The organism is Serratia sp. Je.1.23.a (assembly GCF_051129805.1).
Taxonomy (GTDB): domain Bacteria; phylum Pseudomonadota; class Gammaproteobacteria; order Enterobacterales; family Enterobacteriaceae; genus Serratia; species Serratia liquefaciens.
The window spans coordinates 134,788-149,101 of the sequence record NZ_JBCPSR010000004.1; the positions used below are offsets into that span (position 1 = coordinate 134,788).

The window sequence follows — 14,314 nt, forward strand, 5'->3', positions numbered from 1 at the left end:
TCATAATGGCCGGCAGTGCCGCCAAGTCTGGAGAACAACAGCAATGGCTGGGGATGACCGCGAGCCCATCGGGCGCAAAGGGAAACAACCAACACGCACCGCGTCGCGCAAGCCGCCGCGCCGTCGTCGAGATGACGATTACGATGATTACGAGGAAGACGAGTACCAGGATGATGATTATGAAGACGAGGAAGAACGCATGCCGCGTAAGGTAAAAGCGACTCCGCCGCGTAAAAAACGCCGTTGGCTCGGCCTGCTGATCAAACTGATTCTGGTGGTTGCCGTGCTGTTGGCGATCTACGGCGTGTACCTGGATTCGCAGATCCGCAGCCGCATTGACGGCAAGGTCTGGCAGTTGCCGGCGGCGGTTTATGGCCGCATGGTCAACCTGGAACCGGGCATGCCGTACAGCAAAAAAGAAATGGTCAATTTACTCGAGGGCATGCAATACCGCCAGGTAAGCCGCATGACGCGCCCGGGTGAGTTTACCGTGCAGGCCAACAGCATCGAGTTGCTGCGTCGTCCGTTTGATTTCCCGGACGGCAAAGAAGGGCAGATCCACGCGCGTCTGAATTTCCAGAACAACCGTCTCGCGAATATCGAGAACATGGAAAACCAGCGCAGCTTCGGCTTCTTCCGTCTCGATCCGCGTCTGATCACCATGTTGCAGTCGCCGAACGGCGAACAGCGGCTGTTCGTGCCGCGCGCCGGTTTCCCTGACCTGCTGGTGGATACGCTGATTGCCACCGAAGACCGTCACTTCTATGAGCATGACGGCATCAGCCCTTACTCCATCGGTCGTGCGGTGCTGGCTAACCTGACCGCCGGACGTGCGGTGCAGGGCGGCAGTACCCTGACGCAGCAGTTGGTAAAAAACCTGTTCCTGACCAACGAGCGTTCGCTGTGGCGTAAGGCCAACGAAGCCTACATGGCGTTGTTGGTGGATTACCGTTACAGCAAGGATCGCATCCTTGAGCTGTATCTGAACGAGGTTTATCTCGGCCAGAGCGGCAACGATCAAATTCGCGGCTTCCCGTTGGCCAGCCTGTACTACTTCGGCCGTCCGGTGGACGAACTGAGCCTGGATCAGCAGGCGCTGCTGGTGGGCATGGTCAAGGGCGCGTCGCTGTATAACCCTTGGCGTAACCCGAAGCTGGCGCTGGAACGTCGTAACCTGGTGCTCAAACTGTTGCAGAACCAGGGCGTTATCGACGGTGAACTGTACGACATGCTTAGCGCTCGTCCACTGGGCGTGCAGCCGAAAGGTGGGGTGATCACACCGCAGCCGGCGTTTATGCAGATGGTGCGTCAGGAGCTGCAAGCCAAGCTGGGTGACAAGGTTAACGACTTGTCCGGGGTGAAAATCTTCACCACGCTGGATCCGGTGTCGCAAGATGCGGCGGAAAAAGCGGTTGAAGACGGCGTGCCGGCCTTGAAGGCGGCTCGTCATGTTCAGGATCTGGAAGCGGCGATGGTGATTGTCGATCGTTTCAGCGGCGAAGTTCGCGCCATGGTCGGCGGTGCCAACCCGCAGTTTGCCGGGTTTAACCGTGCCATGCAGGCGCGTCGCCTGGTCGGTTCACTGGCCAAGCCGCCGACGTACCTGACTGCGCTGTCTGAGCCGGACAAATATCGTCTGAACACCTGGCTGGCGGATCAGCCGCTGACGCTGAAATTGTCGAACGGCACCGTCTGGCAGCCAAACAACTATGACCGCAAGTTCCGCGGGCAGGTGATGCTGGTGGATGGCCTTGCCTTTTCACTCAACGTACCGACGGTAAACCTGGGTATGTCGGTTGGCCTGGATCAGGTCAGCGCAACGCTGCAGCGTTTGGGCATTCCGAAAGCTGAAATCAATCCGGTGCCTTCGATGCTGCTCGGCGCGATTGGCCTGACGCCGATGGAAGTGGCGCAGGAATACCAGACCATTGCCGGTGGCGGTAACCGTGCTCCGCTATCTGCGGTGCGTTCGGTGATTGCTGAAGACGGCTCAGTGCTGTACCAGAGCTTCCCGCAGGCGGAACGCGTGGTACCGGCACAGGCGGCTTACCTGACGCTGTATGCGATGCAGCAGGGCGTAGCGCGCGGGACTTCCCGCTCATTGTCGGTGAAATTCCCCAACTACAATCTGGCGGCGAAAACCGGTACCACCAACGACCTGCGCGACAGCTGGTTTGCCGGTATCGACGGTAAAGAAGTGGCTATCGCCTGGGTAGGGCGCGATAACAACGGCCCAGCCAAGCTGACCGGTGCCAACGGTGCGCTGACGCTGTATCGCCGCTATCTGGAAAACCAGACGCCGTTGCCGCTGATGCTGCAACCGCCGGAAGGTATCAACCAGATGACTATCGACGGCAGCGGTAACTTCGTCTGTGGCGGCGGTGGGCGTACCATTCCGGTATGGACCGATAATCCGCAGGGGTTGTGCCAGGCGAGTCAGGCCGCTCAGCAGCAGCAACAAGAGCAGCAGCAACAGCCTGCGGGCGAACAAAAAGATGCTGACGGCGTTGCCGGCTGGATCAAGGACATGTTCGGCAAGTAAGCGACCTTGCATGTCACCGCTCAGGTGAAAAGTTTTTCTTTATTATTAAGCCCGTAACTTCCCGTTGCGGGCTTTTTTATTTCTCTGCGCAGTTTATTTCCACCTGCTTGATGTGGCTAAGCGGTTAATCGCACACCAATTTACCCTCCGAATTCGACTTGCAGTTTAATTTAGCTTCTGCATAAAATGCCGCGATTATAATAATTATTATCGTTTACATTCGTTATCAAATAATTCATCAGAGAAACCACCTATGTCGACCAAGCGTCTTCCTTCCGCGGCCAAGCAGAGCCGTTCTCACGTCAGTGGGTTAGCGATGACTATCGCTGCCGCCCTTGGCACGCTGGCTATGCCGGCATTTTCCGCCGATACCAAGTCCGCCACCAAGGAAGAGACCCTTACCGTGGTGGGCAGCAGCCAATCGCAGCAGGAAAACGCCTGGGGACCGGTAGGGTCCTACGCGGCCAAACACAGTGCCACCGGAACCAAGACCGACACGCCGATTGAAAAGACTCCGCAGTCGGTTTCCGTCGTGACGCGTGAAGAGATGGATATGCGCCAGCCGGATACGGTAAAAGGCGCACTGGCTTATACGCCGGGCGTGATGGTGGGCAACCGCGGCGCCTCTACCGCTTATGATGCCGTAAATATTCGTGGTTTCAGTTCGGTAGGTACCAACATGTACCTGGATGGGCTGAAGCTGCAGGACGATAACTATTCCATTTACCAAATTGACCCTTACTTCCTGGAACGTGCGGAAGTGTTGCGCGGTCCTTCGTCGGTGCTTTATGGCAAGAGCAACCCGGGCGGGGTTGTCGCCTTGGTCAGTAAGCGGCCGACCACGGAAACCCTGCGTGAAGTTCAGTTTAAAATGGGTACCGACAATCTGTTCCAGACCGGCTTCGACTTTGGCGGGGCATTGGATGATGACGGCATTTATTCCTATCGCTTGACCGGTCTGGCGCGAGATGAAGATCAGCAGCAGATCGGTGAGAAGAGCAAACGCTATGCGATTGCACCTTCTTTCAGCTGGCGGCCGGATGATCGTACGTCACTGACATTCCTCAGCAGTTTCCAGGATGACCCAAGCGTGGGCTTCTATGGCTGGCTGCCGAAAGAGGGGACGGTACAAAATGGGATTAACGGCAAGTTGCCAACCAGTTTCAACGACGGTGAGCCGGGTTATAACAACATCTCGCGTAAGCAACAGATGGTGGGATACGCCTTTGAGCATGGCTTTGATGATGTGTGGACCCTGCGTCAAAACCTGCGTTATTCCAAGATGGACGTGGACTACCGTTCTATCTATGGCCAGGGCATCAGCGCGACCAATCCTGCAGAGTTGACGCGTGGGGTGATGAACTCGAAAGAGCATTTGTCGAGTTTTGCAGTGGACACTCAGGCGCAGGCAAAGTTTGCGACGGCAGCGGTTGATCACACCTTGCTGATGGGTGTGGACTACATGCGTATGCGTAACGACGTCGTTTATCAGTATGGCAGTGCTTCTAGCCTTAATGTGGTGGCGCCGCAGTACGGCAATCAAAGCTATACCATTACCGGCGGTGCCAGTCAGGTTAACCGCCAAGAGCAGACCGGGCTTTACGTACAGGATCAGGCCGAGTGGAATAACTGGGTGCTGACCATGGGCGGGCGTTATGACTGGAGCGACACCAACAGCACCAATCGTTTGAGCCAGAACGCGGTATCCAAGCAAAAGGACAACGAGTTCACCGGCCGCGCGGGTTTGAACTATGTATTTGAAAACGGCATTGCGCCCTATGTCAGCTACAGTGAATCCTTTGAACCCACTTCAGGGACTGACTTTAGTGGCAATACCTTCGCCGCTTCCAAAGGCAAGCAGTATGAAGCCGGGGTGAAGTTTGCACCTAAAGATCGCCCAATTACTGCCAGCATTGCGATTTATCAGCTGACCAAAACCAACAATAAGGTGGCGGATCCGGACCATGTATTCGCCAGCATACAAGGGGGCGAGATCCGTTCCCGCGGGGTAGAGCTGGAAGGCAAAGCCGCACTGACGGCCAACGTCAACCTGCTGGGGTCTTATACCTACACGGATGCCGAGTACACCAAGGACACCACGCAACAGGGCAATACCCCGGCGGCGATTCCAAAACATATGGCTTCAGTGTGGGCGGATTACACCTTCCATGAAACCGCACTCAGCGGGTTGACCCTGGGCTCCGGCGTTCGCTATGTCGGTTCCAGCTATGGTGATGAAGCCAACACCTTTAAAGTAAAGGACTATACGGTTGTAGATGCGGCGATAAAATACGATTTGGCGCGTTTCAATCTGCCAGGCTCCTCGATTGGCATCAACGTGAACAACCTGTTTGATAAAGAATACGTCTCCAGCTGCTTTGCCACCTATGGCTGCTACTGGGGCGCTGAACGCCAGGTGGTCGCCACCGCAACCTTCCGCTTCTAATCGGATTACCGGGGCGGCGCCATGTCGCCCCGGACAGAGTAGGACCTATGCAGGATAAACACCTCAATCACGACGCCACCTTTACCCTGGACAGCGCCAGCTTTGCCGTTCCCGGCCGCGTGCTGCTACAACCCTTGTCGTTGACCTTTCCCGTGGGGAAAGTCTGCGGACTGATCGGCCACAACGGCTCCGGCAAATCGACCTTGCTGAAAATTCTCGGTCGCCACCAAAATCCAACCGCCGGTACGGCGCGGCTTAACCAGCAGCTGCTGAGTCAATGGGACAGCAAGGCCTTCGCACGTCAGGTCGCTTATCTCCCTCAACAATTACCCGCCGCGGAAGGGATGACGGTGCGCGAACTGGTGGCGATTGGCCGCTACCCCTGGCACGGCGCCTTGGGCCGCTTTGGTGTTAACGATCGCCAACAGGTGGAAGAGGCGATTGCGCTGGTGGGGCTGAAGCCGTTTGCCAACCGCCTGGTCGACAGCCTGTCCGGCGGCGAGCGTCAACGCGCCTGGCTGGCGATGATGGTGGCGCAAGACAGCCGCTGCCTGTTGCTGGACGAGCCGACCTCGGCGCTGGATATTGCCCATCAGGTTGAGGTACTGGCTTTGATCCAACGTTTGAGCCATGAGCGTGGCCTGACAGTGATTGCGGTGCTGCATGACATCAATATGGCCGCACGCTACTGCGACCATCTGGTGGCGTTGCGCGGCGGCGAGATGATTGCCCAGGGCACCCCGCTGGAGTTGATGCAGGGTGACGTGCTGGAGCAAATCTACGGTATTCCTATGGGTACGCTGCCGCATCCAAGCGGCGGCGCGCCGGTGAGTTTTGTCTACTGATGCCTGATTCTTCTGATTTTCATCATGATGCCGTTCGCCGTCGCCTGCTGACGGCCATGGCGCTGTCGCCCCTGCTGTTTTCCTTGCCGAGCCAGGCGGCGGCAACGCCACCCGATCTTTCGCGCATTGTGGCGCTGGAGTGGTTGCCTGTCGAGCTGCTGCTGGCGCTGGGGATCACGCCGCTGGCCGTCGCGGATATCCATAACTACAACCTGTGGGTAGAAGAGCCGAAAATGCCGGCGTCGGTGATCGACGTCGGTCAACGCACCGAGCCGAATCTGGAATTGCTGCAGCAGCTGCGCCCCTCGCTGTTGCTGCTGTCGCAGGGATACGGGCCGACGCCGCAAAAGCTGGCCCCTATCGGCCCGACCATGAGCTTCGGCTTCAATGACGGCAGCGGCAAACCGCTGACGGTGGGCCGGAAGTCGTTAGTGCAACTGGCGCAGCGGCTGGGCCTTGAGGCACGGGCAGAGCAGCACCTGATCCAGTTCGACCGATTTATCCAGGATGCGCGTCAGCGGCTGCAGTCTTACACCCGACAGCCGCTGCTGCTGTTCTCCCTACTGGACACGCGCCATGCGCTGGTCATTGGCCAGAAAAGCCTGTTCCAGGAGGTGATGGATCAGCTTGGGATCCAAAATGCCTGGGAGGGGGAAACCAATTTCTGGGGTACGGCGGTGGTGGGCATTGAGCGCCTGACGGCGGTAAAAAATGCGCGCGCGATTTATCTCGATCACGGCAATCAGGCCATGATGGAAAAAGTCAGTTCTACCCCACTGTGGCAGGCATTGCCGTTTGTCAGGCAGAACCAATTGCGTCAGGTGCCGGCTGTGTGGTTTTACGGCGCGACGCTGTCAGCGATGCGTTTTTGCCATCTGCTGGAGCAGGTGCAGGAGAGTTATTCATGAGCGCACGCATTCGCGCATTACCGCTGACATTGCTGCTGTTACTGTTGGCGGCGGCGGGCGGACTGACGATCTACAATCTGCTGCAACAGCTGCCCTGGGCACTGTGGGGACAGGCGCTGAGCGCGCCGAACATCGACGATGTGCGCCAAATGCTGTTCCACTACAGCCTGTTGCCACGGCTGTCGGTGTCTCTGTTGGCCGGTGCCGGCTTGGGGCTGGTTGGCGTACTGTTCCAGCAGGTGCTGCGTAATCCACTGGCGGAACCGGCGACGCTCGGCGTGTCAGCTGGGGCGCAGCTTGGGCTGACTATTGCCACTTTGTGGATGTTGCCGGGTGGTGAGATGACCCGGCAACTGGCGGCAATGGCTGGCGCCATCCTGGTCGGTGGGCTGGTGTTCGGCGTGGCCTGGGGCAAACGTATGTCCCCGGTGACGCTGATCCTGGCCGGGCTGGTGCTGGGGCTGTATTGCGGGGCGGTCAACAGTCTGCTGGCACTGTTCAATTACGATCAACTGCAGGGTCTGTTCCTGTGGAGCACCGGTGCGTTAAACCAGCAGGACTGGAGCACCGCGCAGTTTATCCTGCCGCGCCTGCTGATTGCCGGGGTGTTGGCTGTGCTGCTGTTGCGCCCGCTGACCTTGCTGGGGCTGGACGATGGCGTTGCGCGCAATCTGGGTTTAGGGTTGTCGATGGCGCGTTTTTGCGCGCTGGCGGTGGCGATAATTTTCAGTGCGATGTTGGTGAATGCGGTAGGCGTCATTGGCTTTATTGGCCTGTTTGCACCGCTGATGGCAAAAATGCTGGGCGCGCGCCGCCTGGCGCATCGCATGATGCTGGCGCCGTTGCTGGGGGCGCTGCTGCTGTGGTTGACCGACCAGGTGATGATCTGGTTGACGCAGGTCTGGCGTGAGATCCCGACCGGGGCGGCAACGGCGCTGTTTGGTGCTCCGCTGTTGCTGTGGTTGTTGCCGCGGTTGCGCAGTGCCGCTACGCCGCCACCAATGAACCTGGGTGACAGGGTACCTGCCGAACGCGGTCATCTGTGGGGTTGGGCAGCACTGGCAGCGACGGTGTTGCTGGCCGGCATTGCCGTGGCATTAATGTTTGGTCAGAACGCCACAGGCTGGCACTGGAGCCAGGGCGCAGAGCTGGAGTCATTGATGCCGTGGCGCTGGCCGCGCGTGCTGTCAGCGCTGGCTGCGGGCATGATGCTGGCGGTGGCGGGGACCTTGATCCAAAAGCTGACCGGCAACCCGATGGCCAGCCCGGAAGTGCTGGGTATCAGCTCCGGCGCGGCCTTTGGCGTGGTGGTCATGCTGTTTATCGTGCCGGGGGATGCCTTTGTCTGGCTGCTGCCGGCCGGCAGCCTGGGGGCAGCGGCGACGCTATTGGTGATTATGATTGCCGCCGGGCGCGGTGGTTTTTCCACCGAACGCATGCTGCTGGCCGGTATTGCGCTTAGCACGGCCTTTACCACCACCATTTTCCTGCTGCTGGCGAGCGGCGATCCGCGTATGGGCGGGTTGCTGACCTGGATTTCAGGTTCCACCTACTCGGTGACGCCGGAACAGGCGGTACGTACGGCGGCCATTGCTGCGCTGCTGATCGCGTTGGCGCCATTGTGTCGCCGCTGGCTCAGTATTCTGCCTTTGGGCAGTGCCACGGCCCGTTCGGTGGGGATTGCGCTGACGCCGGTGCGAGTGGTCATTCTGCTGCTGGCTGCTACGCTGACGGCGATGGCGACGTTGACCGTGGGGCCGTTGAGCTTTATCGGCCTGATGGCGCCGCATATGGCACGTATGCTGGGCTTCCGCCGTGCGTTACCGCAGATGGTGATAGCCGCGCTGTTGGGGGGCTTGCTGATGGTGTTTGCCGACTGGTGTGGCCGCATGGTGATGTTCCCGTACCAGATCCCTGCCGGGCTGTTGGCCACCTTTATCGGGGCGCCGTATTTCGTTTATTTGCTGCGTAAGCAAACCTCGTAACCGACGTCGTTCCTGCCGTTTCTATCCTCCAAGGCTCAGCATCGCTGGGCCTTTATTTTTTCGTATTTTCATACCATTGCAAAGCTTTGCGTACGGCTGCGCAGAACGGGTATTCAGTGTGGAAAGGGGGCTGAGATCTGAGGGGCGGTGCATATACTGCGCGCGGGGCTCAGGATCCTATCTCGAGTGCCCATACTCACGTTAACTTGGTGTACATAGTACATTTCGTGGTGTACTTTGTACCTTAAATGGAGAGGGTGCCAGTGAGTCATGCGCTAGTATTTATTGAGACCCCGATGTTTACGCGGCAGATCAAGCTAATAGCCACGGACGACGAGCTAAAAGAACTCCAGAAAGAACTCATCGAATCACCGGGTAAAGGCGATTTGATACAGAAAACCGGCGGGTTGCGGAAAGTCAGGATGGCAACAGGCCCCCAGGGAAAAAGGGGAAGTGCCAGAGTGATTTACTTTCTGGCGACCAAAGAGGTGATCTATCTGGTGATGGCCTATCCGAAAAGCATTAAAGACAGTCTGACCGATATGGAAAAATCAGAGCTGAAGAAATTAACGAAATTGTTGAAAGATGAGGTGTGACATGAGCTTTTTTGACGATATGAAAACGTCTCTTGAAGAAGCTGTCGCCATTAAGAACGGGGGTAAGTCCCCTGCTAATGTTACGCGTTATGATATCGCAGATGTGAAGGCGATCAGGGCGCAGCTTAATGTTTCTCAGAGCGAAATGGCAAAGGTATTGGGTACCAGCGTTGATACCATTAAGAGCTGGGAAACCAAAAGACGTAACCCAACCGGGCTGGCTGCAAAAGTGTTGGCGGCGATCCAGGCTAACCCCGCTTTCTTCCGTGAGCTTGCCTCACACTAGACGATCTCCGGTGTTCTTATCCACGATGAAAGTGTCTGGGATGAGTAGATCATTACAGTCAAGTAAAGCCAGAAAATTGCTGGGTACACTTAAGCGCTAACAGCCAACTGTTGGCGCTTTTTATTTTTGTATTTTCATACCATTGCAAAGCTTTGCGTACGGCTGCGCAGAACGGGTATTCAGTGTGGAAAGGGGGCTGAGATCTGAGGGGCGGTGCATATACTGCGTGCGGGTGCTCTGGATCTTTCGTCCCGAGCATTCGTAAGGGATAGAAAGAGAAAAGCCCCGTGTCGATATACATCAACCCGAGGCCAACTCTAACGCCAGACAACGTTAGGTTAGCTTCTTACCCGCCGAGAGGCAAGGAGAAGGAGGCATGATGCCGAACAAAGGGAGTGTCCTAAAACTGGTCGTTATTTGTGCCACTGTAATATCACTGGCATGGATAACACGCAGCAAACTTTGTGAGCTGCGGATCCGATCGGGCAACACGGAAGTTGCGGCCATTCTGGCTTACGAATCCAAAAGGTAAGGCAACCCAACGGCGGGAGTATTGCTCCCGCCTGTTGGTTGTTTGAGCGTGGATCCACGAGCACCCATCCGCTAAAAACAAAAACGGCAAGCCAAGGCTTGCCGTTTTCACATTCGATACGCAGGCTTATTTCAGGCCGGCAGCATCGCGCAGCAATTCTGCTTTGTCGGTCGCTTCCCAAGGGAAGTGCTCGCGGCCGAAGTGACCGTAAGCTGCAGTTTCGCGGTAGATCGGCTGCAGCAGATCCATCATCTGGATCAGGCCGTATGGACGCAGATCGAAGAACTCGCGTACCAGCAGGGTCAACTGTTCGGTAGGGACTTTCTCGGTACCGAAGGTTTCCACCATGATGGAGGTTGGCTCCGCCACGCCGATAGCGTAGGAAACCTGGATCTCACAGCGGTCAGCCAGGCCGGCGGCAACGATGTTTTTCGCCACGTAGCGCGCTGCGTAAGCCGCTGAACGGTCAACCTTGGACGGATCCTTACCGGAGAACGCACCGCCACCGTGACGAGCCATGCCGCCGTAGGTATCAACGATGATTTTACGTCCGGTCAGGCCGCAGTCGCCCATTGGGCCACCGATAACGAAACGGCCGGTCGGGTTGATGTGGTATTTAGTGCTGGCGCTCAGCCATTCTGCAGGCAGAACCGGCTTGATGATCTCTTCCATCACCGCTTCTTGCAGATCTTTCAGAGAGATATCTTCGGAATGCTGGGTGGACAGTACCACCGCATCGATACCGACGATTTTGCCGTCGTCATATTGGAAGGTGACCTGGCTTTTCGCATCCGGACGCAGCCACGGCAGAGTGCCGTTTTTACGGACTTCGGACTGGCGCTGCACCAGACGGTGCGCGTAGGTCACCGGTGCAGGCATCAGCACTTCGGTTTCGTTGGTAGCATAGCCAAACATCAGGCCCTGGTCGCCAGCACCCTGTTCCAGAGGATCGGTACGGTCAACACCCTGATTGATATCCGGGGATTGCTTGCCGATGGCGCTCAGTACGGCACAAGAGTTGGCGTCGAAGCCCATATCCGAATGAACATAGCCGATTTCGCGCACGGTTTTACGGGTGATCTCTTCGATATCTACCCAGGCGCTGGTGGTGATTTCGCCGCCAACCAGAACCATGCCGGTTTTCACGTAGGTTTCGCAGGCTACGCGTGCTTTAGGATCTTGTTCCAGGATGGCGTCGAGAACGGCATCGGAGATCTGGTCAGCAATTTTATCAGGATGTCCTTCGGAGACGGATTCGGACGTGAATAGGTGTTTAGCCATGGTGTTCTTTACCTTGCATAAGACGGGTTAGAAATTACTGCACAGCGCTGGAGATCCGGCATCAAAGCGAAGGGTCTTCCGCTGATGGCGCGAGATGCTTCCTGCAACGCCCCTCAGGCAAAGCCGTTAAGCAGTTTATCAGTTAACCAGTATAGATGGATTAACATCTGGACGTCTATTTTAGGTCAGGCCTTAGCCGGATTGCCAGTATTTTTTTGCCCTTTCGCTCTTTTGCGCAAAGCTTCCGGCGCCATTTTCATCGCTTGAAACAGTTTCCGACAAATTTTCATTTTGCATTTTCCCCGTGTTATCGGTATAAACTGCGCGCGCGGCTCATTTGGTGCACAGTGCGGGGTACGAAGTTGTAAACTTCTGTGACGCCTCCACGGGTGGTCTGATTGTCAGCCGCAGACGCCAACCTTTGGCGTCGCCGCTTCATAGAACGGTCACGTTCTTACACTATTAATAGAGGCTCAGTCGTTCATAGAGGGCGACGTGCGTGGAGGTGGTTGGATTAATGATCCGTTGTCTACCGGTTGTTGGTTCTCAACAGCAGTGCCGTTCTGGCGCACATTCTTCTGCTATTTCCCGTCTTGTCTCTACACCACCTTCCAGGTGTGATAAACACTTGGGCGCTACTCAGGATTCTCGGGCCGGTTAACGGTCGTCTGAAGAACTGAACAAGGGTAGCCTGCAGCCTTCCTGTGGGATGTTTCTTGACCCGATTCACGAGGTTTGAACAGGGTGTCTTACAATTATATGAGTAATAAACCGATCGCTGACCGCGAACGGCAGTTTTATTCGCTGCCGCAAGGGCGGTTTGTTGGGTTGTTCTCGCGGGTTGTAGCTGCGATAGTGGCTGACTGTATCGTCAGTACGCGATGTGAGGCGAGTAATGTCTGATGATCTTTTGATTCACCGTCCGTCAGCAACGGGCGAATCTATATCTTTGCGCTCCATGCAGGAGGTTGCCATGAATGATCGTGATGCCAGCAAGATGCTGCGCACTTATAACGTCGCCTACTGGGGCAACAATTATTATGACGTCAATGAACTGGGCCACATCAGCGTGTGCCCGGATCCGGACGTCCCGCAGGCACGTGTCGATCTGGCCGAGCTGGTGAAGCAGCGTCAAAACGACGGTTTACGCCTACCGGCACTGTTCTGCTTCCCGCAGATCCTGCAGCACCGTCTGCGTTCGATCAATGCCGCGTTCAAACGTGCGCGTGAGTCGTTCGGCTATGAAGGTGGCTATTTCCTGGTTTACCCGATCAAGGTAAACCAACATCGCCGCGTGATTGAATCTCTGGTCAATTCCGGCGAACCGCTGGGGCTGGAAGCCGGCTCCAAGGCCGAACTGATGGCGGTGCTGGCGCATGCTGGCATGACCCGCTCGGTGATCGTGTGTAACGGCTATAAAGACCGTGAATATATCCGTCTGGCGCTGATCGGCGAAAAGCTGGGGCACAAAGTGTACCTGGTGATCGAGAAGATGTCCGAGATCAACATGGTGCTGGAAGAGGCCGAGCGGCTGAACGTGGTACCACGCCTGGGCGTGCGTGCGCGTCTGGCGTCGCAAGGCTCCGGTAAATGGCAGTCGAGCGGCGGCGAAAAGTCCAAGTTCGGTCTGGCAGCCATTCAGGTACTGAAGCTGGTGGAAACCCTGCGTGAAGCGGGCCGTCTCGACAGCCTGCAACTGCTGCACTTCCACCTGGGTTCGCAGCTGGCCAATATTCGCGATATCGCCACCGGCGTACGTGAGTCGGCGCGCTTCTACGTCGAACTGCATAAGCTGGGCGTGAACATCCAGTGCTTCGACGTGGGCGGCGGTCTGGGCGTAGATTATGAAGGTACCCGTTCGCAGTCCGACTGTTCGGTGAACTACGGCCTGAACGAATACGCCAACAACGTGATCTGGGGCATCGGCGACGCCTGTAATGAACACGGTTTGCCGCACCCGACGGTGATCACCGAATCCGGTCGTGCAGTGACCGCGCATCATACGGTGCTGGTATCCAACGTGATCGGCGTTGAACGCAACGAATTCAGCGAACCATTACCGCCTGCTGAAGACGCGCCACGCGCGCTGGAAAGCATGTGGGAAACCTGGCAGGAAATGAACGAGCCGGAAAATCGCCGCTCGCTGCGTGAATGGCTGCACGACAGCCAAATGGATCTGCACGACGTTCATACTCAATATGCACACGGCATGTTGGATCTGACCAAGCGTGCCTGGGCTGAGCAGCTGTATCTGAACATCTGCAACAAGATCCAGCAGCAGTTGGATCCGAGCAACCGTGCACACCGCCCAATCATCGACGAACTGCAAGAGCGTATGGCGGACAAGTTCTACGTCAACTTCTCGCTGTTCCAGTCGATGCCGGACGCCTGGGGTATCGATCAGCTGTTCCCAGTACTGCCGCTGGAAGGCCTGGATAAGCCGCCGGAAGGCCGCGCGGTGCTGCTGGACATCACCTGTGACTCGGATGGCACCATCGATCACTACATCGACGGTGACGGCGTGGCGACCACCATGCCAATGCCGCCGTACGATCCGGAAAACCCGCCGGCGCTGGGCTTCTTTATGGTTGGCGCCTATCAGGAGATCCTCGGCAACATGCACAACCTGTTCGGCGACACCGCCTCGGTTGACGTGTTCGTGTTCCCTGACGGTACGGTAGAAACCGAGTTGTCCGATGAAGGCGATACCGTTGCCGATATGCTGGAATACGTGCAGCTTGACCCTACCGCACTGTTGGCCAAGTTCCGCGATCAGGTGAAAGAAACCGATCTGGACAGCGAACTGCAGGCGCAGTTCCTGGAAGAGTTCGAAGCCGGTTTGTACGGTTATACTTATTTAGAAGATGAATAAGTAGAGCGCTTCTGAAAGGCC

The 14,314-nt window shown here is 56.9% G+C and carries 11 protein-coding genes; 10 read left to right on the plus strand and 1 reads right to left on the minus strand.

Going from position 1 to position 14,314, the window contains the following annotated elements; all coding sequences use genetic code 11:
- Positions 1–43: 43 nt before the first annotated feature.
- The 8 genes from mrcB to AAZT04_RS16245 all read left to right on the plus strand — a co-directional run bounded on the left by mrcB (position 44) and on the right by AAZT04_RS16245 (position 10,140).
- A complete protein-coding gene (gene mrcB / locus AAZT04_RS16210; protein ID WP_262033538.1) occupies positions 44–2,542 on the plus strand; it encodes a bifunctional glycosyl transferase/transpeptidase in 2,499 nt (832 codons plus the stop codon).
- Positions 2,543–2,795: 253 nt separating this feature from the next.
- A complete protein-coding gene (fhuA, locus tag AAZT04_RS16215) occupies positions 2,796–4,988 on the plus strand; it encodes a ferrichrome porin FhuA (protein WP_434680955.1) in 2,193 nt (730 codons plus the stop codon).
- 47 nt (positions 4,989–5,035) lie between these two features.
- Entirely contained in the window at positions 5,036–5,833 is a 798-nt protein-coding gene (gene fhuC / locus AAZT04_RS16220; RefSeq protein WP_046372664.1) for a Fe3+-hydroxamate ABC transporter ATP-binding protein FhuC, read from the plus strand.
- Entirely contained in the window at positions 5,833–6,741 is a 909-nt protein-coding gene (fhuD, locus tag AAZT04_RS16225) for a Fe(3+)-hydroxamate ABC transporter substrate-binding protein FhuD (RefSeq protein WP_434680958.1), read from the plus strand. The genes fhuC and fhuD overlap by 1 nt, the downstream gene beginning before the upstream one ends.
- Positions 6,738–8,726 (plus strand): Fe(3+)-hydroxamate ABC transporter permease FhuB, encoded by a 1,989-nt coding sequence (gene fhuB / locus AAZT04_RS16230; protein WP_020828555.1) that lies wholly within the window; start codon positions 6,738–6,740, stop codon positions 8,724–8,726. Before fhuD ends, fhuB begins: the two co-directional genes overlap by 4 nt.
- Before the next feature lie 263 nt (positions 8,727–8,989).
- Positions 8,990–9,322: a type II toxin-antitoxin system RelE/ParE family toxin gene (locus tag AAZT04_RS16235; RefSeq protein ID WP_046372667.1), complete on the plus strand. Its 333-nt coding sequence runs from the start codon at positions 8,990–8,992 to the stop codon at positions 9,320–9,322.
- Between the two features lies 1 nt (position 9,323).
- Positions 9,324–9,608, plus strand: a complete 285-nt coding sequence (nadS, locus tag AAZT04_RS16240) for a NadS family protein (protein WP_434680961.1) — start codon at positions 9,324–9,326, stop codon at positions 9,606–9,608.
- 379 nt (positions 9,609–9,987) lie between these two features.
- Positions 9,988–10,140, plus strand: a complete 153-nt coding sequence (locus AAZT04_RS16245) for a Hok/Gef family protein (RefSeq protein ID WP_041415673.1) — start codon at positions 9,988–9,990, stop codon at positions 10,138–10,140.
- A gap of 126 nt (positions 10,141–10,266) precedes the next feature.
- On the opposite strand, the gene metK is transcribed toward AAZT04_RS16245, so the two are convergent.
- Entirely contained in the window at positions 10,267–11,421 is a 1,155-nt protein-coding gene (metK, locus tag AAZT04_RS16250) for a methionine adenosyltransferase (protein WP_020828554.1), read from the minus strand.
- A gap of 759 nt (positions 11,422–12,180) precedes the next feature.
- Between metK and AAZT04_RS16255 the strand changes: the two genes are divergently transcribed.
- Positions 12,181–12,324, plus strand: coding sequence for a virulence promoting factor (locus tag AAZT04_RS16255; RefSeq protein ID WP_115058053.1), 144 nt, complete (start codon positions 12,181–12,183; stop codon positions 12,322–12,324).
- Positions 12,317–14,293: a biosynthetic arginine decarboxylase gene (speA, locus tag AAZT04_RS16260; RefSeq protein WP_041414938.1), complete on the plus strand. Its 1,977-nt coding sequence runs from the start codon at positions 12,317–12,319 to the stop codon at positions 14,291–14,293. The genes AAZT04_RS16255 and speA overlap by 8 nt, the downstream gene beginning before the upstream one ends.
- The last annotated feature ends 21 nt before the right edge of the window (positions 14,294–14,314 follow it).

Coding starts and splice junctions, on each gene's coding strand:
- nadS (WP_434680961.1), top strand. CDS start 9,324: ATGAGCTTTTTTGACGATATGAAAACGTCTCTTGAAGAAGCTGTCGCC.
- AAZT04_RS16245 (WP_041415673.1), top strand. CDS start 9,988: ATGCCGAACAAAGGGAGTGTCCTAAAACTGGTCGTTATTTGTGCCACT.
- fhuB (WP_020828555.1), top strand. CDS start 6,738: ATGAGCGCACGCATTCGCGCATTACCGCTGACATTGCTGCTGTTACTG.
- speA (WP_041414938.1), top strand. CDS start 12,317: ATGTCTGATGATCTTTTGATTCACCGTCCGTCAGCAACGGGCGAATCT.
- fhuD (WP_434680958.1), top strand. CDS start 5,833: ATGCCTGATTCTTCTGATTTTCATCATGATGCCGTTCGCCGTCGCCTG.
- fhuA (WP_434680955.1), top strand. CDS start 2,796: ATGTCGACCAAGCGTCTTCCTTCCGCGGCCAAGCAGAGCCGTTCTCAC.
- metK (WP_020828554.1), bottom strand. CDS start 11,421: ATGGCTAAACACCTATTCACGTCCGAATCCGTCTCCGAAGGACATCCT.
- AAZT04_RS16255 (WP_115058053.1), top strand. CDS start 12,181: ATGAGTAATAAACCGATCGCTGACCGCGAACGGCAGTTTTATTCGCTG.
- fhuC (WP_046372664.1), top strand. CDS start 5,036: ATGCAGGATAAACACCTCAATCACGACGCCACCTTTACCCTGGACAGC.
- mrcB (WP_262033538.1), top strand. CDS start 44: ATGGCTGGGGATGACCGCGAGCCCATCGGGCGCAAAGGGAAACAACCA.